The organism is Vibrio sp. K4, from assembly GCF_051122595.1.
Lineage (GTDB): Bacteria > Pseudomonadota > Gammaproteobacteria > Enterobacterales > Vibrionaceae > Vibrio > Vibrio owensii.
Window position 1 is genome coordinate 1,131,016 of sequence record NZ_CP178577.1, and the last position, 19,435, is coordinate 1,150,450.

Consider the following 19,435-nt stretch of genomic DNA (forward strand, 5'->3'; position numbering starts at 1 on the left):
TGGTCTCCTTTTTTATTAACGTTGCTTCTGATCCTAGATATTGGATACTGAGTTTGCATGTTCACATAACAAATTGTTCAAGAGGGATTCGCAACGCGTGGCATTTTTACTATGCGTTGGCGTTAGTGATTAGGGTGGTATGCGGCAACTTCGGTATTGCGTTGCTCACCCCTTAACAAGGCGTTATGTTTTTTGGGGAGAAAATGATGGAATTCAAGCTAGAAATCTATGCACCTGAAACAGAAGTTGTAGCTATCCGTGATGCACTCAACTCAGTTGGCGCAGGTGTTGTGGGTGACTATGACAGCGTTATTTCTATCGTAAAAATTTCCGGGTTCTGGAGACCAACTGAAGGCTCGGAACCTGTTACTGGCGAGAAGGGTGAAATTAATTTTGGTGAAGAAGTCAGAATTGACGTTAGATGCCAAGAGTCTTTAGTTCAAGTTGCACTTGATGCTATTCGAAGAATTCACCCTTACGAAGAACCAGTGATCAATATTTTACCTCTATACAACCATAAGTTTGTCTAGCTACATCAGCACAAACATAACAAACTGTTCAAGAGGGATTCGCAACGCGTGGCATTTTCACTATGCGTTGGTTTAAGTGATTAAGGTGATATGCGGTGGCTTTGGTATTGCGTTGCTCACCCCTTAACAGGGCGTTAGAGGGCTTATGAAAATAATACAACTGTTGATACTTGTTAAAGCTATATTTTTAAGTGGGTGTGTTGTTTACTTAGATCATCCTGATGCACAAAGAATAAGTGGCAAAGTTATCTGGAGAGACACAGGAAAACCTGCCGAAGATGCTAATATAACAATTTGGGAGGGGAGGACATTTTTCACTTTGTTTCCCATTTCCTATCCCGCAGCAGGTTGGGCAACTTCTGACGCAGAGGGTAATTTTACTGTTGTTCTAGAAAACCAATGGCCTGCAGACGTTACAGCACATGTTCCCTGTGGGTTTGGTAAACGTATTGTCAATGAAAGCGAAGTTAATCAAATCATTATAGAGTTGGAAGAGTCATCTTCTAGCGAGTGCTTAACTCCGATAGTTGATTGAAGACCCACAAAACTAAATTGGTGTTGTATCGTTCAGTAATGATCGACCAACTCAACCCCGCCCTCTAACAAACAATTTAAGAGTGATTCAGCACGCTTGGCAGTTTTGGTTTGGGTTGAGTTCGGTGTTTACGGTGGTCAAATTGAGTGTCGTGGTCGCGTGCTTCACACCTTAATTGGGCGTTATGTATTTTAGTCATTGGTTTAGTGACGACTGACTAATTAACGTTGGAGCTACTGTCAATGCAACTAGAAACGAGTAAAAGCATGATTCGTATTGTTAAGAGAATTTGTGGTTCATATTATGCGCCTGGAGTTCTAATGGCCATTTTTATTATGTCGATAACTGTTGTAGAAAATAGAGTTATTGAGGGGCCATACACTGATAACGATGTGTTATACCATAAAGCTGAGGTAACAGGTAAGCATGGTACTGCTGGTCGTGGACTATCTTATGAAATTATTTTTGATAAAAAACACAAGTACGATATTAAAGTTCAAGGGTATGACTTTAATTTAATAAATAATAACTATTCCCTAGGATATGGTTCGCGAAAAGATACAGAAAACCTAAGTGTTGGGCTAGTTAAAACGCATTTAGATAATATTTATTATACTGTTTACGTTAAGGCTGGAGATGAAGTTCTTCTTTCTAGTTCTGATGGTCTTAATATGATAAATAAATCTAATGCCGAGCAGGTTAAATGGAGAGCTTACTTAAGTCTTATTGCATTTATTTTACTTTCTCTAATCTTTAGGTTTCTAAGGAAGTATTATTAAATTCTATGTATAAAGTTTGCTAATAAATTTGTGCAACCAAAATACATAACAAACTGTTCAAGAGGGATTCGCAACGCGTGGCATTTTTACTATGCGTTGGTTTAAGTGTTTAAGGCGGTATGCGGTGGCTTCGGTATTGCGTTGCTCACCCCTTAACAGGGCGTTATGAGTCATCGGTGAAATAATGGAACGATACAATAAATTTTCAATTGCTCTAGAGTATCTAGACGTTGCTTCTACTTTGTTTCTTGAAGACCATAAATTTCTCTCTAGTTTGCATCTAGCTGGTGCCGCAGAGGAAATTCTTGGTAAATACTGTGAAAGTGTGGATATTGATTCTGAGATTTTAAAATACAGAAAGTCAGCGATACACTGGCAAAGTAAAGTGGATTCTTCTTTAAATGTTAAGCAAGTAGTTAGTCAATTTAACTATCACAAAAACTCAATAAAGCACTTTGATATAAAAAAGGACGGAGATGCTGTCATTGAGCTAGATGCTAAATATGAAGCTGAGCACATGTTAAGGCGTGCTTATAACAATCTCGAAAACCTAGATATGCTGGAGTGTTGCCCCCAATCTCTAATGCAAGTAATTGAAATTACGACTATTTGGATTGAGTCAGACTCATAACAAATTGTTCAAGAGGGATTCGCAACGCGTGGCATTTTTACTATGCGTTGGTTTAAGTGTTTAAGGTGGTATGCGGCGACTTCTGTATTGCGTTGCTCACCCCTTAACAGGGCGTTATAACTCAGGAGGTAGAATGGCATTTGATATCAGTTTAGCTTTATTAGCGTTTACTTCCGCTTTACTGAGTGTATTGACTTTAAAGGCGACAGATACTCACGAAAACTGGTGGTTTAGAACGTCATTTTTGAGTAAGTTACTTGTGCTAAATAGCCTGCTTGTATTATTAGTGTGTATACCAAAAATATATGTAGACAATAAGGAAAAGCAGGAAAATAGAACAAGACTATCTAATTTGCATGTAAAGCTAGACAAGTCAGCAGACGAGCAGTTGAATCTACAGAAGCAGTTATCTAAAACTAAAGAAGAGCTCAGAGTCGCTATCAACTATGGCACACGGCTAGAGATTGAGTATCAACAAAAGAAAGATCTTATGTTGTCTAAAAAGTGGCAACGAGCATTTTTAGCTGAGAAAAGTGCAAACCAAAGATTACTTCATTACTTGGCAAATGAGCTCGAAAATACAAGTAGCTTCTACTTTTTGAATAATCCTACGTTTTTAAGGAATAACTACCTAAAGTCGGTGATGAGTAGCTCATATGTTCATAGTGCATACCAACTTGAATTATTGACGGAGCTACATGACCAAATAAATGATATCAATGAAAGGATTAAAGCTGGTAGTGAAGCCGTTTTGCCGGGGAGCAATACCAACTCGACATCCGGTATTGCTAAATTTGTTGGTGTAACTTCCCGTGCCGCGCGTGTAATCGAGTTGTACGCATTACTAGAGTCTGAGTTATAACAAACTGTTTAAGAGTGATTCGCAACACGTGGCATTTTTACTATGCGTTGCGTCTAGTGTTTAAGGTGACATGCGGGAGCTTCGGTATTGTGTTGCTCACACCTTAACAGAGCGTTAGGTGAATTAATGGAATATCACTACACAAATATTGATAGATTGATGCAGCTAAACGACTTAAAAGGACGTTTGACGCTTTTAATTGCTCATCTTCAACTAAACCATAACGATGCCAATATAATTTCAATATACGAGCGTGCTTTGTTTGATGTAGATGAGCTGATTTGCAATGGTTTTAACCAAAATCAATTGTCGAATATTAGTGATTCAATCCCAGATCTTTTTAATCGACACAAAGATTGGATACCTCCCTTAGAAGTTGGCCCTGATGGTAAGTTGTCTGAGCCGCAATGGTTTTTAGCGTTAGAGAACTATCTTCAACCTGTTCTAAAAAGTGCAAGGGAACTAAAGGGGGTGGGTGCGCGATAATCCACCTAACAAATTGTTCAAGAGGGATTCGCAACGCGTGGCATTTTTACCATGCGTTAGTTTTGGCGATTAAGGTGGTATGCGGCGGCTCTGGTATTGCGTTGCTCACCCCTTAACAAGGCGTTAGCAATCAGGGAGAAATTGGAGTTGAGTGGTTATCAATCGAATTTAGAAAGTCAGCTGAACATGCTCAATGAGACTTGGGATTCATTAATAAGTAACGGAGTCACCAACGAAACAGAGTTAGTTCTAGAATTTAGCTACTTTTGTCCAAATAAAGCATCAGCCATTCAACTAAACGATGCTCTCGAAAACTATGAGTCACTGATCAGAAGTGAAGGGTTTATTAACCGCTCATGGTTTGTTGAAGGATATTCTCACCCGACAACGGTAACCAAAGATATCCTTGCTCAATGGTTAGACTTTATGGTTACAAAAGGTTGGGAGTTTCAATGTACCTTTGATGGTTTTGGAGCTTCGTTTAGTTAAATTGCTAACAAACTGTTTAAGAGGGATTCGCAACGCGTGGCATTTTCACTATGCGTTGGTTTTAGTGTTTAAGGTGGTATGCGGTAGCTTCGGTATTGCGTTGCTCACCCCTTAACAGGGCGTTATAACTCTTTTGTCAGTTTCATTGTTACACAACTAAGCTTGAAGCCCTTCGAGAACGGTTTACTTGTTGTTACTGCCGCTGCTGCTTTTGTGAGACCTTATCGCACAAATAACTGATAGGGAGATATTTTCATGGCAGCACGTCCTAGCCTACTAAAAATGAAAGTTGCCTTTACCAAGGTAAACAGAGATGTGTCTGAAGTAGGTACCATTATCGGCGGTAAAGTAAATCACAATATTAATGTTCTAACACCAGAGCAGGGGCGGTTTGAGAATGCTTGTGCGATACGTATGTCATATGCACTTAACTATGCTAGTTTCAAAGTACCCTACATAAAAAACAAAACTGTCTCCGGTGGACAGGGGAATTGGTACATTTATCGCGTGAAAGATTTGATCAACTTTTTGTATCAAAAATTTGGTGAGCCAGAGTTGGTGGTTCAAAACCCCAATGCTAATAAACTCTCTGAATACAAGGGCATTTTAGTTGTTGATGTAGATACTTGGTTAGACGCATCAGGTCATGCAAGTATTTGGACTGGTTCAAGATGTACAGATAGCTGTTACTTTCCGGACGCAAAAAAGGCTTATTTATGGAAATTAGAAGATTAGTAAGCAGCATAAGCATGGCTCTTTGTAGTCTCGGAGTTACCGCAAGCCCACTCAGTACTCAAAGTGATGAGCAGCTGTTTAAAAACTTCGCTCTCTCATCTTGTATTGCTACCTATTACAAAAACTCAGATGTTGCGAAAGATGCGATAACTGCAATGCAAGGCTATCGAGAGTTCTCCGAGCTTCCTTTAGAGTCGTTCTTTGAGGTAAGCGAGCTATTAGACACATACGATATGTCTAGGTACAAATCAAAAAATGGTAACGTGATCGAGTTGGCTTACTGTGTAGACTTTTCTAATTCAGACGGTGTTCATAAGCTGTACATTAAGGCGAAATCAGAGTTATAACAAACTGTTTAAGAGTGATTCGCAACGCGTGGCATTTTTACTATGCGTTGCGTTTAGTGTTTAAGGTGGTATGCGGGAGCTTCGGTATTGGGTTGCTCACACCTTAACAGGGCGTTATATCCACGGTATAAAATGGAGTATTTATGATAGCAAGGGAATGGAAAGCTACTTGCCCTAAAGAGTATGAAGAAGGGTTTATTGCTTACCTGTATGAGACAGGAATCAAAGATACATCCAGTACAAAAGGTTTCCTCGGTGCTCAAATTCTAAATCGAGATTTAGGCAATACTGCTGAAATCACGTTGTTGACTTATTGGGAAGATCTTGAATGTATCAAAGCATTTTCTGGTGAAGACATCAGTGTCGCCAAATTGTATCCAGAGGACGAAAAGTACAAATTGAATCCAGATCGTCATGTTAGCCACTATGAAGTCCGTGAGAACATGTGGTTATAACAAAGCATTTAAGAGTGATTCGCAACGCTTGGCAGTTTCGCTTCGCTCAATTATAGCCAAGCGCCGCTCACACCTTAATGCGGCGTTATAACACAAACGAAGCTATGCATAAGGAGAGCAAATTTGGATCTAATTGAGATTAATGAAAAGCTAGTTAGAAATGTATTTTTAAATACAGAGTTACTACTTAATGAGGGCGAAAATCAAATATTTGAATATGATATTCAAGCGTATATGTTCTTGTTTTTAAAACGCTACCTCAAAGGTAGTGCGCGTTCAGCAGGAAGAGAAAAAGTCCAAAAAGTTGACTGTGTAATCTTTGATATTAACGATGATCCAGAATGTTTCTATGAAATTAAGACCTACTTTAAAGACCATGAAGTGATCCTAGAGAAGCATTTTGAAGATGATATAGACAAGCTTGCAAAATTACTCCAAACCCACCCTAATGCAAAGGCCATGTTTATTACTGCTGGGTTAACGAAGAAATACACTGATCATCATGCTGCTAAGTTGGCGTATATCGCTGAACATCTAAATAATGTTAGGCGTTGGCACCCTCTTAAGACCACGTCAGGCATAGACATAAAGTTAAGACCAAGTGTTAAGGAAAGGCGAGGGCTTTGTAACGTTATGACGTGGGAAATTGTGTTATAACAAAGCATTTAAGAGTGATTCGCAACGCTTGGCAGTTTCGCTTCGCTCAAGTATAGCCAAGCGCCGCTCACACCTTAATGCGGCGTTAGTTTTATGGAGGAAATATTGTGGAAATCTGGAAGTTATTGTTCTTTATACCTGCGTGTTTTGCACTCAATATGACTCCTGGTCCAAACAATCTATTGTCTATGAACAATGCTCGTTGTTACGGTTTCAAATCCGCTTTTATTGCTGGACTTGGTCGTATTGCTGCATTCGCTGTAATGATTGCCTTGGCTGCTTCCGGTTTAGCAGTCGTTCTTTATGCTTCTGAGACTCTATTTCTAACGATTAAAATTGTGGGCGCGGCTTATTTGTTGTGGATTGCCTTTAATCTTTGGCGTTCGGAAGCAAGTCCTGTTTCTGAACTACAAAATACTCGCAACCGATTAGGTTTAGCTAAACAAGAATTTTTGCTCGCCGCTGGTAACCCAAAGGCGATCTTAATCTTTACCGCCTTTCTACCACAGTTCGTCGATGTTTCAGCGAGTGTAAATGAACAGTTCTTCGCTCTAGGGGTTACGTTCCTCGTTTTAGAAATGGTTGCAATATCGATTTATGCGATATTTGGTATGTACTTAAGGCAGTGGTTTACGAAGCCGAAAATGGCAAAGCGCTTCAATAGAGGTTGTGCAACTTTTTTGGCTATGTCTGGAGCAAGCTTGTTACTGAGTCGCCAGCAATAAAACTAACAAACTGTTCAAGAGGGATTCGCAACGCGTGGCATTTTTACTATGCGTTGAATTTAGTGATTAAGGTGGTTTGCGGCGGCTGTTGTATTGCGTTGCTCACCCCTTAACAGGGCGTTATGTGAATGGCGAAAAATCACAGAATCTAATCTCTAACTTCTTGCTATAACTCATATTTACAGCAGCTCCAATTCGGTAAAATGCTCGAATATATTAGTCGTAGTCTGGTGAGTTATGATCGCAGTAATTTTTGAAGTACAGGTAGCAGAGGGTAAAACTTCTGAATATCTAGATATTGCAAGCGAACTAAAACCGCTGCTATCAGATATTGATGGTTTTATCTCAATCGAACGTTTCCAAAGTCTAACAAATGACAGCAAGGTTCTATCTTTGTCATTTTGGCGTGACGAAGAAGCAATTCAAGAATGGCGCAATCTAGAATCTCATCGATTTGCTCAATTAAAAGGTCGTAGTGGTGTTTTTGAAAGCTACAGACTCAGAGTTGCAGGTGTCATCAGAGACTATGGCATGGACATACGTTCAGAAGCCCCAAAAGATAGTATCGACGCACACGGCTAAAATTCACATAACAAACTGTTCAAGAGGGATTCGCAACGCGTGGCATTTTCACTATGCGTTGGTTTTGGTGTTTAAGGTGGTTTGCGGCGGCTTCTGTATTGCGTTGCTCACCCCTTAACAGGGCGTTAGGCTTCTTTGTATAGTGAGGTAATAAATTGAGTAAAACGTGTTATATGTGTGATGCAATTGCTACATCAGCAGAGCATGTACCACCTAAATGTCTATTTCCAGAAAGTAAAGATTTACCAAGTGGTGAGGATCTAAGGAAGAAACTTATTACTGTTCCTTCATGTCCGATCCATAATACAAGTAAATCTAACGATGATGAATATTTATTGCACAGCCTTTCATTTAGCGTAGCAGGTAATAAAATTGCAAACCATCAAGTAGCAACAAAGATACAGCGTGCAACCAAACGAAGACCAAAGCTTATGAATGAGCTTAACTTAGATACTAAGCAATTATTAATTCAAGATATGGAATCAGGAAAGTGGTTTTCAGGTCAGACTTTGAATGTGGATTATGAAAGGTTTGAATCTTGTATTGACAAAATTGCTAGAGGTCTATATTTCCATCATTTTAAAGATAAGTGGTTGGGTGAAATTTCGATAAATATACACTTTATGCTGAATATTGATCCCGAAAATAGGAAATACAATCAAGATCTTGGTCGTATGGATAATATGACCCAAAGTTATTTGGCTCAGTCTCCCGCTTTTGGTGAAAACCAAGATGTATTTTATTATAAATTCCGAGATGTAAATGAAGGAATAGTAATGAGTCTTAATTTTTACGGTGATAATCGAGTTACATTGCTTTTTAATAAAACACCAGATAAAGCCTAACAAACAATTTAAGAGTGATTCGGCACGCGTGGCATTTTTACTATGCGTTGGTTTAAGTGATTAAGGTGATATGCGGGAGCATCGTATTGCGTGCCTCACACCTTAATTGGGCGTTATGCTTTTTGGAGAAAATATGGAAATTCGAAGAATCTGTTCTGATGACTTAGATGGATTTTGGGAACTTTGGCAAGGGGTGTATGACGAGGGGGTATATCTACGGAGCCCACCGCCACCAAAAGACAAAATTGAAGTTGTTCTAAATAGGATTACCAAACAACAAATTCCTCAATTTATAGCAATCGTTGATAATAAGGTTGTCGCTAGCATAGAAGCTTTTCCGGGAACTATGTGCGGCATGGATACAGACGAAATAGGATTTGTAGGTGCTCAAGTACATGCTGATTTTAGAGGACAAGGAATTGCTAAAAGGTTACTGGAAACAGTATTGATGGATGGTCAGCGTTTTGGTTTCAAAGAGTTAAGATTAGATGTATATAAATCAAATGTCGTGGCGCAAAACTTGTATGAAAAGTTTGGCTTTAAATACACAGGACTAAACAACGAAGTGATTTTTGAATCAGGTCGAAAGGAAACTAGTCTGAATATGAGCTTGTCTTTGGCACAAGCATAACAAACGCTTTAAGACGGATTCGCAACGCGTGGCATTTTTACTATGCGTTGATTTTAGTGATTAAGGTGGTTTGCAGCGTCTTCTTTATTGCGTTGCTCACACCTTAACAGGGCGTTATGCTCAAAGAGAAAGCGATGAAATTGTTTGAAAAGGTCATTATTAAAAGTGCGCTCGATTCTCTTTCGATTGACTGGGAAACTATTGTTAATAGTGTAGATCTTAATCAGCAGATTTATTTTACCGGTGCTGGGTACTTTTTGACGCTAAAATCCCGTTCAATACCCATAAACAGACATGTTGTTTCAGAACCTGTATTTATAGGAAAATTAGGCAATGTTGATGTTGGGTTTATCGTAATAATTGAAAACAACGAGCTGACACTTGAATGCTATACCTATGGTGAAACGATTACCGCTAAAGATAGGGATAACAAGTTTCGGTGCACTCTTGAAGAATGAGCATAACAAACTGTTTAAGAGAGATTCGCAACGCGTGGCATTTTTAATATGCGTTGGTTTTAGTGTTTAAGGTGGTATGCGGCAACTTCGGTATTGCGTTGCTCACACCTTAACAGGGCGTTATGAGCCACCATATCAAGGAGAGATATGATGTTAGATAAAGTTAGAGAAATCCTAGAACTCAATAATATTCAGTATGATGGAGAGAATGACGTAGTTTACTGCAAGTTCCGTAAAGCTGGCTCGCAGGTAAGAATTTCCTACGATAACGAAAGTATGAGTTACAAGGTTTCTACTAATGAGTTTTTGCATTCCATAAATGCAGCGTCTAGCTATGGTTTTGCTTTTGCAGCACCGTATATCTTTGATGGTGTTAGTTGGAGTTGGCTAATATCCGCATTATCTATTTTTTCGGGCACGATAGCAGTTACTCAACTACTACTAACTCAATTCAAACTTCTAGATTTGAAGCAGCAATTAAGGCAGTCCGGCATCTACTTGAACTAGGCTCATAACAAACTGTTCAAGAGGGATTCGCAACGCGTGGCATTTTTACTATGCGTTGGTTTTGGTGTTTAAGGTGGTATGCGGCGACTTTGGTATTGCATTGCTCACCCCTTAACAGGGCGTTAGCTCGCAAGTGAAAATATTAAACTCAGAGGTTAAATGAGAAAAGAAATTCCCGCTCCAGTGATTGCGGTTTTGTCAGAGAATTTATCAGCATTAGAGACTCATGCGAGTCTAGATAACCTTTTTCTATATGCCGATGCACCAGGTGACGCTCCTGAAGGATCTAAACCAGTAAAAGTCCAATCATGGCTAAGGCGCATAAATAAAGAATCACCTGAACCTATCAAGATTCTTGGTAAGTTGATTGAAACTTATATGGAAATCCCTGACCAAGATGAAGAGGATGTTTTTGTTTGGGGTCACAATGTAACGAATCATAAAAAAGAATTTAAGGAAAAGCTCCAGTCAATTTTATCAAAATGCAATCTTCTATACATTTCAGGTGGTTTGATTTCTGATGGTAGTGCTGCACCAAGTAGGTCTTTATCTGATTTGATTAAAGGTAAAGATATACCCTCGATCGAAGCAGAGTTTACTCGCGCTCTAGCAAACGTAAATTCGGAACCTCGCGAATCTGTATCCGCTGCTTGCAACATACTTGAATCAATTTTTAAGGTTTATATTGCAGATGAAAGTCTTCCACAGCCACAGAAACAAGATCTCCAAAACGTTTGGAAAGTTGTGCGAGGGGACTTGGGTTTTGACACCAAATTAGTACAAGATGACGATCTTAAAAAAATACTTTCTGGCATCTTATCGATAGTTGATGGAATTGGTGCTTTCCGTACTCATGCTAGCTCTGCACACGGTGAAGGAAGAGTTATGTATAAGCTGAAGCCCAGACATGCTCGACTAGCAATTCACTCAGCTCACACAATTGCTCTATTTGTGTTGGAAACTTGGGACGAAAAACGCAAGATTGCGAGCTAACAAACTGTTCAAGAGGGATTCGCAACGCGTGGCATTTTCACTATGCGTTGTTTTTAGTGTTTAAGGCGGTATGCGGCGGCTCTTGTATTGCGTTGCTCACCCCTTAACAGGGCGTTATGCGTATTCACTCAATCGTGTAAGGGATTAGGATTGAACAAAAGAGAAATCGAGAGTATTACTCAGGTAGTCTTCCCGACACACCAAGATGAGTTCCAACATGCAGAAGTGCTTGTTGTGTTGGGTAGTTACAAAGCAACTCAATATAAGATGCCAACTGCTGTAAGACTGTACAAGGAGAAAAAAGTCTCCAAGCTACTGTTGTCAGGCGGCAACTTAGCAATAGATCAAAAGCCCGAGTTTGAGTCGATGAAAGAGTATGCATTGGATAATGGTGTGCCAGATTCGGATATTATCTTAGAACGACATGCAAAAAATACAGTAGAGAATGCACAATATTCTTCAGAGATTATCGTAGAGAGTGAAATCGCGAAAAGGTCGGTGGCAATACTGACAACGGCTTTCCACATAAAGCGGGCAAAGTACTTATTCAAAAACGCTTTACCTCAATATTTGGAACTTCACAGTTACTTTGTAAACGATCGAAGTACTCGGAGGGATAATTGGTGGCTCACCGAGAGTGCCATCTCTCGTGTAATGCACAGTCATGAAGTGATAAAGCGTTTAGGCGTTAAACCATACGCATAACAAATTGTTCAAGAGTGATTCGGCATGCGTGGCATTTTTACTATGCGTTGGTTTTAGTGGTTAAGGTGGTATGCGGAAGCTTCGGTATTGCGTGCCTCACACCTTAACAAGGCGTTAGTACGGGTTTGACATCAAAGGTCATAAGTTTTGGTGTTTATCTGCTTTGGCGCTCGTCTTTACACCTTTCAGTTTGTACCTTTCACGTTCTTTCCGGTGGCACTATATGCGGAGTGTTTGCTTTGATTTCACCGTTTACGGCTTCTAACTCTTAGTCTATTTCTTTGGTGCTTCTTCATTTTCGTGGTGGCTTTTGAGAGAACCTTGATTACTTTTGGTGTGGTTGTTGAAGTACGAGGACCGATTCTTTTCTAATTTGAAGCAAGTGAAAGTAGGGTTGTCCAGTGCGTTTTTCTTCTAGCCAACTTTCGTCTTTCAATGGGGTAAAGTTTTGTAGCTGCCCGTCTCACTTCAGTGTTCAAAGCCTTTCATATCATCTCAATTTTCAATATCTTGGAGCGCATAAATAGAAGTAGCGCATGTACTAACAAATTGCTTAAGAGTGATTCGTAACGCGCGGCATTTTTACTATGCGGTGGCTTAGGGTGATTAAGGCGCTGTGCGGTAGCTTTTGTATTGCGTTACTCACACCTTAGCAAGGCGTTAGGTTTCTCCGCGGGAAACATCGAATTCGAGGATTTTGGATCATGGATTATCAAACGAAGCTACAACTTGCGCACAAAGAATTAAGTGACAAAGGTGTTTGGAAGTCGAACTACAATCCTCCACTTGTAAAGTTGTTACGTAAACTAGGACTGTGTTTTCCACCACCTTATTATCAAAGCTTCTTTGCAAACGTTATGCTTTGTGTGGCTTTCTTTGCTCCTGTTTGGGGAGTCTTTCAATGGTTTCTTGTGTGGAACGAGTTAGGTAAACCAGTTTTAGAAGCAGTTTTCATTTCGTTACTTACTGGTGCTTTGTTTGGCTTGGTTATGGCAACCTTCTATTACATTAGGCGTAAGCAATTAAATCTAACAGATTGGGGTTCTCTGGGGGAATAAGCCCAAAACCTAACAAACTGTTCAAGAGGGATTCGCAACGCGTGGCATTCTTACTGTGCGTTGGTTTTAGTGATTAAGGTGTTATGCAGCGGCTTCGGTATTGCGTTGCTCACCCCTTAACAGGGCGTTATGCAGGTAGGTAAGCCTAGGAGTAGGAAATTGAAGTTAAAAGCGCAAAAATTCGAATCAATACTCAGAGCTGCTTCTGCTGCGGTACTCCTCATTGTCCCTATTTATTTCGGTTATGTTGGTAAACCTACTGAAATGGGGCTGGTGATTGCTGCTGGCTTTATAGGTTTGGTTTTTTCCAGTCTGGATAAATTTGAAAGCTTCAAAGCGGGCGGTGTAGAAGCAAAACTGAAATTAGAGCAGATTGATGCAATCATAGATAAGCAAACAGAATCTGATTACTCTGAGGGGCAGGAGTCTCCCGGAATCGAAATTCTAAATTTAGACTTGGTGCCGAAGAATGCTCAAGATGTCCTAACAGCTCTGCATGATCCCAACTATACGTGGCGCTATGTCTCTGGGGTTTGTAAGGCAACTAAATTAAATCGTGGTTCAGTACAAGCAGCTTTAGAGTGGCTTGTAGCTCATGGTTATGCCAAAAAGTCTATTGGTAAAAATGGCGAAATTTGGGCTTTAACATCTGAGGGGCGCAGTTTGTACGTAAGAGTCAGATTTAAAAATGTGCAGGGTGGAGTACCTGCATAACAAACTGTTTAAGAGTGATTCGCAACGCGTGGCATTTTTACTATGCGTTGGCTTTAGTGTTTAAGGCGGTATGCGGCGCATCGGCATTGCGTTGCTCACCCCTTAACAAGGCGTTAGAGCGCAGGAGAAAAAAGTATGAACATGACCGATATAGTTGAATACATTTCATATCTTATCGCAGGCATTATTATCGCTCCTTTCGGCTTCATGCTGTTTAGAGAATTCATCGGTAAAGATCGCAAGACAGTTACAGATGAAGTCAAATCGACAGGAGGTGATGAATCGAGAAAGTTTCTGGGTGGTAGGTATGGTGATGCCGTTGTAGGTCAATTTGTTGAGTTTAAACTGATAATAGCGATAGGCTTGCCAGTAGTACTATTTCTAGGAGTTTCTTCCTTGGTTAATTCTCTTTTGAAAGTTCTGTTCAACCTGTGAGTTGCGCTCTAACAAACTGTTCAAGAGGGATTCGCAACGCGTGGCATTTTCACTATGCGTTGGTTTTAGTGTTTAAGGTGGCATGCGGCGGCTTCGGTATTGCGTTGCTCACCCCTTAACAGGGCGTTAGCAGTTTATATGAGTTCAAGAAATGACTATTGAAAATGTAAAAAACAAGTCGAACACATTTGTACGTGTAATGCTGGTGCTGCTGGTTTTATTGTTAGCATGCATGATCGGCTATAATTTTTTCTGTGTTGAACCGAAGGGCAGCATCACTCCGGAGCTAATAAGCCTTATCATCATAGTGGTAGTACTGGTGTTGTCAGAATCGTTTGATAACTTCTCAGTGGTAAAACTTCTTTCTATATCGCGTGAAGTCGAGAAAAAGGACGCAGAAAATCAGGTTCTTGAAGCAAGAAATGGTGAGTTGCTGAGCCAGATAATATCCATTTCGACCAGTCAATCGCAAACACAATCTAATACAAATGTATATGGTGATTACGTAGAGAGCGCAAAAGAACAAAAAGCAACGATTCAAGAAAACCGAAACCAAGCTGATTCAAAAGAGGTTGAGAAATTATTAGCAGCTGTGGGCTCGTCGATAGTAATTGAAGAGCAAATAAAAAGAATTGAAGATGATCTTTCTACTAAAAATATCCCTTTTGATAGTGACGCTAGCAGAATCTTAATTCGCCATCTAGCTGCGACGCAGCTTTTAGTTGCTTTTGAGCAGATATACCAAATTATTTTTGGTAGTCAAATAGAGTTGCTGCAACGGCTAAACCAAGTCGCAGGTCAAGGTCTATCTACTAGTGTGGTATTTAAAATAGCCGCAGAATCTATGGCTAGTAATAACCTGTCTTGGACTCAAGAGCAGTACTTAAGTTATCTGTATGGGCGCTTGCTTATCGTTGATGGTGAAGAGGATACTATCCATATTACAAATTTTGGTGTCGAGTTCATCACTTGGTTAATTCGGTCTGGAAAGTCTTTAGACCGAGCACTATAAACAGCTAACAAACTGTTCAAGAGGGATTCGCAACGCGTGGCATTTTCACTATGCGTTGGTTTTAGTGATTAAGGTGGTTTGCAGAGGCATCGGTATTGCGTTGCTCACCCCTTAACAGGGCGTTAGTTGTAATGGAGAAGACGTGACAATTGAGCAACTAGATAAAGTAGACATCATTGCGCATGACGAAGAAAAAGTAACTTTAGTTATATCCGATCATTTAGGGTGGGATGACCAAAATGAAAAGCTCCTGTTGCTCCAAGAAAAGCTAAACCTTTACTTGTCATTTATTGAGTCTGGTGAAGTATTTGATCAATACCCGTTGGCAAAGAACAAGCTATTTGAAATTCAGGTCGTTTCAAAATACCAACCTAACAATGAAGCTAAAGAATTCATTTTATTGGCATCAAAATTAGTACGTGAAGCGGGCTTTAGCCTTACGCACGACGTGAGGGATTACAACTAACAATCTGTTTAAGAGTGATTCGCAACGCGTGGCATTTTTACTATGCGTTGGTTTTAGTGATTTAGGTGGTATGCGGCGGCTTTTGTATTGCGTTGCTCACACCTTAACAGGGCGTTAGCTGAATACATTGACCTACAGCGTGTGGAATAATAGAGGCAAATTAGAACGAGAATAATTCTATGAAATCAGACAATCTTTTTCCTATCAAAGACTTCAAAAATACAGTCTTTTTGAAACCTCTAATCGCCGAAAGCGAAGTGACTAATGTTCATGCCGGTGATTTTAGCTATTACAGTGACTTTGACGATCCAACAGAGTTCCTGACTAAAAATGTACTATATAACTTTGGTATTTCGGGTAACTCACTTCATATTGGTAAATTTTGTGCGTTTGCTAATGGGGTTCAATTCATCATGCCTGACGCAAACCATGCAACTTCAGGTATCACAACATATCCGTTTGCAGTTTTCGGAGAAAAGTGGGCTGAAGCTCTACCGTTGACAGAGTACCCATTTAAAGCATGCAGAGACACAGTAATTGGCAATGATGTTTGGTTTGGTTATGACGTAACAATCATGCCCGGAGTAAACATCGGTCATGGGTCAATTATTGGTGCTAAATCAGTCGTTTCTACAGATATTCCACCGTATAGTATTGCGGTAGGTAACCCTGCGAAAGTCGTTAAAACTCGGTTCAGTGAAGCTGACCAAGAAGTACTTTTGGAGCTAGCATGGTGGGACTGGGAAGTTGAGTTAATCGAGAAAGCAATGCCAATTCTAGTCAAAGGTGACATTCCTAAAGTAACTGAATTTGCGAAACAAAATGGCTTGGCAGTATAAATTCAGCTAACAAAGCATTTAAGAGTGATTCCTAACGCTTGGCACTTTTCATTCCATCGTTGAGTCTTGTGTTTACGGTGGTATGGTCGGGTTTCGTGGTTGCGTTACTCACACCTTAATGCGGCGTTATGTGCTTTGGTGTTGATGACTTATAGATGTGCATGAGAGTCATTTTAAATTAGTAAAAGGAATTACTATGTCCAAAAAGGAATCGAATAAAAGTACTGCAATAAAGTTGGGTTTGTTCATGGCTGGCTCGGTATTTGGTGCAGCCTTGTATATCTTTTTTGCGTTTCCAACATCTTGATTGTTCGGGTTGCGAAATTTCGTCGCTTGAATAGTTCATGGTCAGGCTACATGTAGGGATAGAATGTTCGTTGCCATCGTATACGTCATTGTCACACTTCTTATGGTTAAAGTGCTTTTAAAGAAGAAAGTCTCCAAAAGTGTACTTTTTTATTTCGCACTTGAACTCTATTTTGGTGCAGTTGCGGTCGCCTCTTATATCGATTAGCTGTTCAGAGAGCAAAGGTGTTTAATTTAAGTACGCACATAACAAATTGTTCAAGAGGGATTCGCAACGCGTGGCATTTTTACTTTGCGTTGGTTTTAGTGATTAAGGTGGTATGCGGCGGCTTCGGTATTGCGTTGCTCACCCCTTAACAAGGCGTTATACATTTGGAGCAGTATGAAACTTAAGCAACTAGAAAATATGCTCTACAAGGCTACCAAATCAATAATAGTAAGGTTGTCGTCTGAGTTTCCGCAGCATCACTTTTATTACGTAGCTTTGGTCACAACTGGAGAGGGGCATCGACCTATATTTTCGGCTTGGTCTGACGAACTATTGCAAACCGAAGCTTCATCCTTTGAAGACCGAGAAGAAATAAAATGGTCATATGCAGACTCACCGTTGTTTGGTTTCTGTGATGAATACCTCTCAGGTGTTGAACTTCTTTTGGACAATGTGACCGCTGAATGTGGTTTTAGTGAAGAAACTACGGCAGCTCTTTTATCTGCGATGGAGTTGACTCTTAAGCGCTTGGATATTGAAGGTTATTTAGACAGCTTAAATTGTCGAGATAAGCTCTATATCAACGCAGAAATCATGCCGCCAGACGCGACAAACGTTGAACGAGCATATAGGTTAAATCCGCGTGAGTCCTTAGATAGTTGGCTTCGAGAGGCGGCGGAATAAATGTATAACAAATTGTTCAAGAGTGATTCGGCACGCGTGGCATTTTTGCTATGCGTTAGTTTTAGTGGTTAAGGTGGTATGCGGGAGCTTCGGTATTGCGTGCCTCACACCTTAACAAGGCGTTAGCTTTAATGAAGAAATAATTAACAATGATGAAAATAAAACAAATTGCAGTAGATAAGCTATCTAACACCATGAGAATGTATGTTGAAGCTAGGTTTAACTTTGAGCGGCTAAAGTTAGTAGATAAAGAAGAAGCAATTAACAACCTAGACCGCGCTTTTGAAGCAAAGCTAGAGGCATTTCATAGCTTGTACGATGTCACTAAATCAGACTTTGATTACTTTGAGCACGCCGATACGGCACTGTTAATACTTATTCGTAACGCAATCCACCATAGAGATCATGATCTATTTATTAGTTGGAATAAGGAAATGCTACTTAATGGCGGTCTAGAGAGAAACAATGGCGCGGAATTTCTACTTGCCAGCAATAGGGTCTGTGATAGACCACCAGTTATGCAATATTACTACAAGTTAGAGGATGTTTTGTTTCGTCTTGTTAAAAGCTTAGGCTCTCCTTTCCTAGAAAACAGAATGAGACCTGCCCAAAAAGATGAATTACTCAGGAAACTGGATGAACAGCTCAAATTTAACGATATCTTAGATTATGCGAAGTCTGAGCGATACCCAGTTAAGCAGATCTACCTAAATTTGATTCCTATTTTTACCTCTGCAGTAGTTAAAGTTTTCACTGAACTGAAGTCTATAGGTTTTCAGTTTGAGGGCTATGATGCAAAGGTATATGAAGAACCCTTTACAAATGAGCTCAGTGTTGATTATGCAGTGATTGATTATAAGCCAGTCAGAATTTGGGTTTAAAGCTAACAATCTGTTTAAGAGTGATTCGCAACGCTTGGCATTTTTTCTATGCGTTGCGTTTTGTGTTTAAGGTGATATGCGGGAGCTTCGGTATTGCGTTACTCACACCTTAACAGGGCGTTATGCTTTTTCTCAAACTTGTAAGTATGGGCACTTTACGTATTCAACGAATATCACTATGTATCATTTACTAGAAATGAGGCTTTTATCCCTTAATAGACGCTAACTTTTCTGAAAACCATCGCAGCTCATCAAAAATTGCGTTCTGTCTTATCTAATTTATCAGTGGTTTGATAGAGTTATGATTCGATGTGTAAGGAGGGTTTTAGATGGGAACTATAATAGGCTTGGTCATTTTAGCAGCGATAGATTGGTATCTTGTTCGTAAAACAGGATTTCATATACATCAACTCATTTCCAAAAAGTATGCCGAGCATTCGCGTAGCAAAGAACATTATAAATAAGACCTCTTTAGGCAACAGGCTAACTGTATATGGCGTTGGCATTTAGCCGTGCCTACTGATAGAACAAGCATAACAAACTGTTCAAGAGGGATTCGCAACGCGTGGCACTTTCACTATGCGTTGGTTTAAGTGTTTAAGGTGGTATGCGGCTGCTTCAGTATTGCGTTGCTCACCCCTTAACAGAGCGTTAACTGGCGCAGAAAATACGAAAGCACAATGATACAGTTTCTAGGTTCAGAGATTTAGCGTGTTCGGTCGGTTTCCTTAGCTGAGCTAATGCGACTAATTTCAGTTTGATACTTAAGTTTACTGATGTGAAAGGCGGCACAAAGCCTTCTAATAATATAAGGCATTCGCGATTAGTTCGGCGAACTTACATCGCCGAAGTATGGTGTTGTGAGACGCATTTCAAACTA

Annotated in this window: 27 protein-coding genes; all 27 read left to right on the forward strand. The window is 40.0% G+C overall.

The features are described from left to right. The first annotated feature begins 203 nt into the window (after window positions 1-203). The 27 genes from ACLIIY_RS05245 to ACLIIY_RS05375 all read left to right on the forward strand — a co-directional run bounded on the left by ACLIIY_RS05245 (window position 204) and on the right by ACLIIY_RS05375 (window position 18,555). Window positions 204-530 (forward strand): hypothetical protein, encoded by a 327-nt coding sequence (locus ACLIIY_RS05245; protein WP_434528238.1) that lies wholly within the window; start codon window positions 204-206, stop codon window positions 528-530. A 145-nt stretch (window positions 531-675) separates the two neighbouring features. Beyond that, window positions 676-1,065, forward strand: a complete 390-nt coding sequence (locus ACLIIY_RS05250) for a hypothetical protein (protein WP_180825114.1) — start codon at window positions 676-678, stop codon at window positions 1,063-1,065. 242 nt (window positions 1,066-1,307) lie between these two features. Beyond that, the gene (locus tag ACLIIY_RS05255; protein ID WP_240701388.1) at window positions 1,308-1,844 is read left to right on the forward strand and encodes a hypothetical protein; all 537 of its coding nucleotides are present in this window, start codon (window positions 1,308-1,310) and stop codon (window positions 1,842-1,844) included. 184 nt (window positions 1,845-2,028) lie between these two features. Next, window positions 2,029-2,475: a hypothetical protein gene (locus ACLIIY_RS05260; RefSeq protein ID WP_010648772.1), complete on the forward strand. Its 447-nt coding sequence runs from the start codon at window positions 2,029-2,031 to the stop codon at window positions 2,473-2,475. Window positions 2,476-2,608: 133 nt separating this feature from the next. After that, on the forward strand, window positions 2,609-3,337 hold the full coding sequence (locus ACLIIY_RS05265; protein ID WP_434528239.1) for a hypothetical protein: 729 nt from the start codon (window positions 2,609-2,611) through the stop codon (window positions 3,335-3,337). Between the two features lie 126 nt (window positions 3,338-3,463). Then, window positions 3,464-3,823 (forward strand): hypothetical protein, encoded by a 360-nt coding sequence (locus tag ACLIIY_RS05270; RefSeq protein ID WP_434528240.1) that lies wholly within the window; start codon window positions 3,464-3,466, stop codon window positions 3,821-3,823. A 147-nt stretch (window positions 3,824-3,970) separates the two neighbouring features. Continuing rightward, on the forward strand, window positions 3,971-4,312 hold the full coding sequence (locus ACLIIY_RS05275; protein ID WP_434528241.1) for a hypothetical protein: 342 nt from the start codon (window positions 3,971-3,973) through the stop codon (window positions 4,310-4,312). 255 nt (window positions 4,313-4,567) lie between these two features. Beyond that, the gene (locus ACLIIY_RS05280; protein WP_434528242.1) at window positions 4,568-5,047 is read left to right on the forward strand and encodes a type VI secretion system amidase effector protein Tae4; all 480 of its coding nucleotides are present in this window, start codon (window positions 4,568-4,570) and stop codon (window positions 5,045-5,047) included. 14 nt (window positions 5,048-5,061) lie between these two features. After that, window positions 5,062-5,394 (forward strand): T6SS amidase immunity protein Tai4 family protein, encoded by a 333-nt coding sequence (locus ACLIIY_RS05285; RefSeq protein ID WP_434528243.1) that lies wholly within the window; start codon window positions 5,062-5,064, stop codon window positions 5,392-5,394. A 143-nt stretch (window positions 5,395-5,537) separates the two neighbouring features. Continuing rightward, window positions 5,538-5,849 carry an antibiotic biosynthesis monooxygenase family protein gene (locus tag ACLIIY_RS05290; RefSeq protein ID WP_434528244.1) on the forward strand — a complete coding sequence of 104 codons (312 nt, stop codon included), beginning with the start codon at window positions 5,538-5,540 and terminating at the stop codon, window positions 5,847-5,849. A 123-nt stretch (window positions 5,850-5,972) separates the two neighbouring features. Then, window positions 5,973-6,506, forward strand: a complete 534-nt coding sequence (locus tag ACLIIY_RS05295; RefSeq protein ID WP_434528245.1) for a hypothetical protein — start codon at window positions 5,973-5,975, stop codon at window positions 6,504-6,506. Between the two features lie 107 nt (window positions 6,507-6,613). Then, window positions 6,614-7,231: a LysE family translocator gene (locus tag ACLIIY_RS05300; protein WP_434528246.1), complete on the forward strand. Its 618-nt coding sequence runs from the start codon at window positions 6,614-6,616 to the stop codon at window positions 7,229-7,231. A gap of 237 nt (window positions 7,232-7,468) precedes the next feature. Beyond that, entirely contained in the window at window positions 7,469-7,813 is a 345-nt protein-coding gene (locus ACLIIY_RS05305) for an antibiotic biosynthesis monooxygenase family protein (RefSeq protein WP_009705215.1), read from the forward strand. Window positions 7,814-7,968: 155 nt separating this feature from the next. Continuing rightward, the gene (locus ACLIIY_RS05310; RefSeq protein WP_434528247.1) at window positions 7,969-8,658 is read left to right on the forward strand and encodes a hypothetical protein; all 690 of its coding nucleotides are present in this window, start codon (window positions 7,969-7,971) and stop codon (window positions 8,656-8,658) included. 133 nt (window positions 8,659-8,791) lie between these two features. Beyond that, window positions 8,792-9,289, forward strand: a complete 498-nt coding sequence (locus ACLIIY_RS05315; protein ID WP_349266955.1) for a GNAT family N-acetyltransferase — start codon at window positions 8,792-8,794, stop codon at window positions 9,287-9,289. A 134-nt stretch (window positions 9,290-9,423) separates the two neighbouring features. Beyond that, window positions 9,424-9,747, forward strand: a complete 324-nt coding sequence (locus ACLIIY_RS05320; RefSeq protein WP_038892863.1) for a hypothetical protein — start codon at window positions 9,424-9,426, stop codon at window positions 9,745-9,747. Between the two features lie 147 nt (window positions 9,748-9,894). Then, a complete protein-coding gene (locus ACLIIY_RS05325; RefSeq protein ID WP_434528235.1) occupies window positions 9,895-10,254 on the forward strand; it encodes a hypothetical protein in 360 nt (119 codons plus the stop codon). 159 nt (window positions 10,255-10,413) lie between these two features. After that, a complete protein-coding gene (locus tag ACLIIY_RS05330; protein WP_213904196.1) occupies window positions 10,414-11,247 on the forward strand; it encodes an abortive infection family protein in 834 nt (277 codons plus the stop codon). Between the two features lie 150 nt (window positions 11,248-11,397). After that, the gene (locus ACLIIY_RS05335) at window positions 11,398-11,952 is read left to right on the forward strand and encodes a YdcF family protein (RefSeq protein ID WP_080642315.1); all 555 of its coding nucleotides are present in this window, start codon (window positions 11,398-11,400) and stop codon (window positions 11,950-11,952) included. A gap of 704 nt (window positions 11,953-12,656) precedes the next feature. Next, on the forward strand, window positions 12,657-13,010 hold the full coding sequence (locus ACLIIY_RS05340) for a DUF6404 family protein (RefSeq protein ID WP_088880715.1): 354 nt from the start codon (window positions 12,657-12,659) through the stop codon (window positions 13,008-13,010). Window positions 13,011-13,169: 159 nt separating this feature from the next. Next, complete coding sequence (locus ACLIIY_RS05345) at window positions 13,170-13,724, forward strand: hypothetical protein (RefSeq protein WP_434528248.1); 555 nt, start codon at window positions 13,170-13,172, stop codon at window positions 13,722-13,724. A gap of 135 nt (window positions 13,725-13,859) precedes the next feature. After that, complete coding sequence (locus ACLIIY_RS05350) at window positions 13,860-14,159, forward strand: hypothetical protein (RefSeq protein WP_434528249.1); 300 nt, start codon at window positions 13,860-13,862, stop codon at window positions 14,157-14,159. A 151-nt stretch (window positions 14,160-14,310) separates the two neighbouring features. Further along, the gene (locus ACLIIY_RS05355) at window positions 14,311-15,171 is read left to right on the forward strand and encodes a hypothetical protein (RefSeq protein WP_434528250.1); all 861 of its coding nucleotides are present in this window, start codon (window positions 14,311-14,313) and stop codon (window positions 15,169-15,171) included. 142 nt (window positions 15,172-15,313) lie between these two features. Further along, a complete protein-coding gene (locus tag ACLIIY_RS05360; RefSeq protein WP_077200549.1) occupies window positions 15,314-15,637 on the forward strand; it encodes a DUF6572 domain-containing protein in 324 nt (107 codons plus the stop codon). A gap of 179 nt (window positions 15,638-15,816) precedes the next feature. Continuing rightward, window positions 15,817-16,476, forward strand: coding sequence for a CatB-related O-acetyltransferase (locus tag ACLIIY_RS05365; protein ID WP_434528251.1), 660 nt, complete (start codon window positions 15,817-15,819; stop codon window positions 16,474-16,476). 688 nt (window positions 16,477-17,164) lie between these two features. Further along, the gene (locus ACLIIY_RS05370; RefSeq protein WP_434528252.1) at window positions 17,165-17,674 is read left to right on the forward strand and encodes a DUF4303 domain-containing protein; all 510 of its coding nucleotides are present in this window, start codon (window positions 17,165-17,167) and stop codon (window positions 17,672-17,674) included. Window positions 17,675-17,823: 149 nt separating this feature from the next. After that, complete coding sequence (locus ACLIIY_RS05375) at window positions 17,824-18,555, forward strand: hypothetical protein (RefSeq protein ID WP_434528253.1); 732 nt, start codon at window positions 17,824-17,826, stop codon at window positions 18,553-18,555. The last annotated feature ends 880 nt before the right edge of the window (window positions 18,556-19,435 follow it).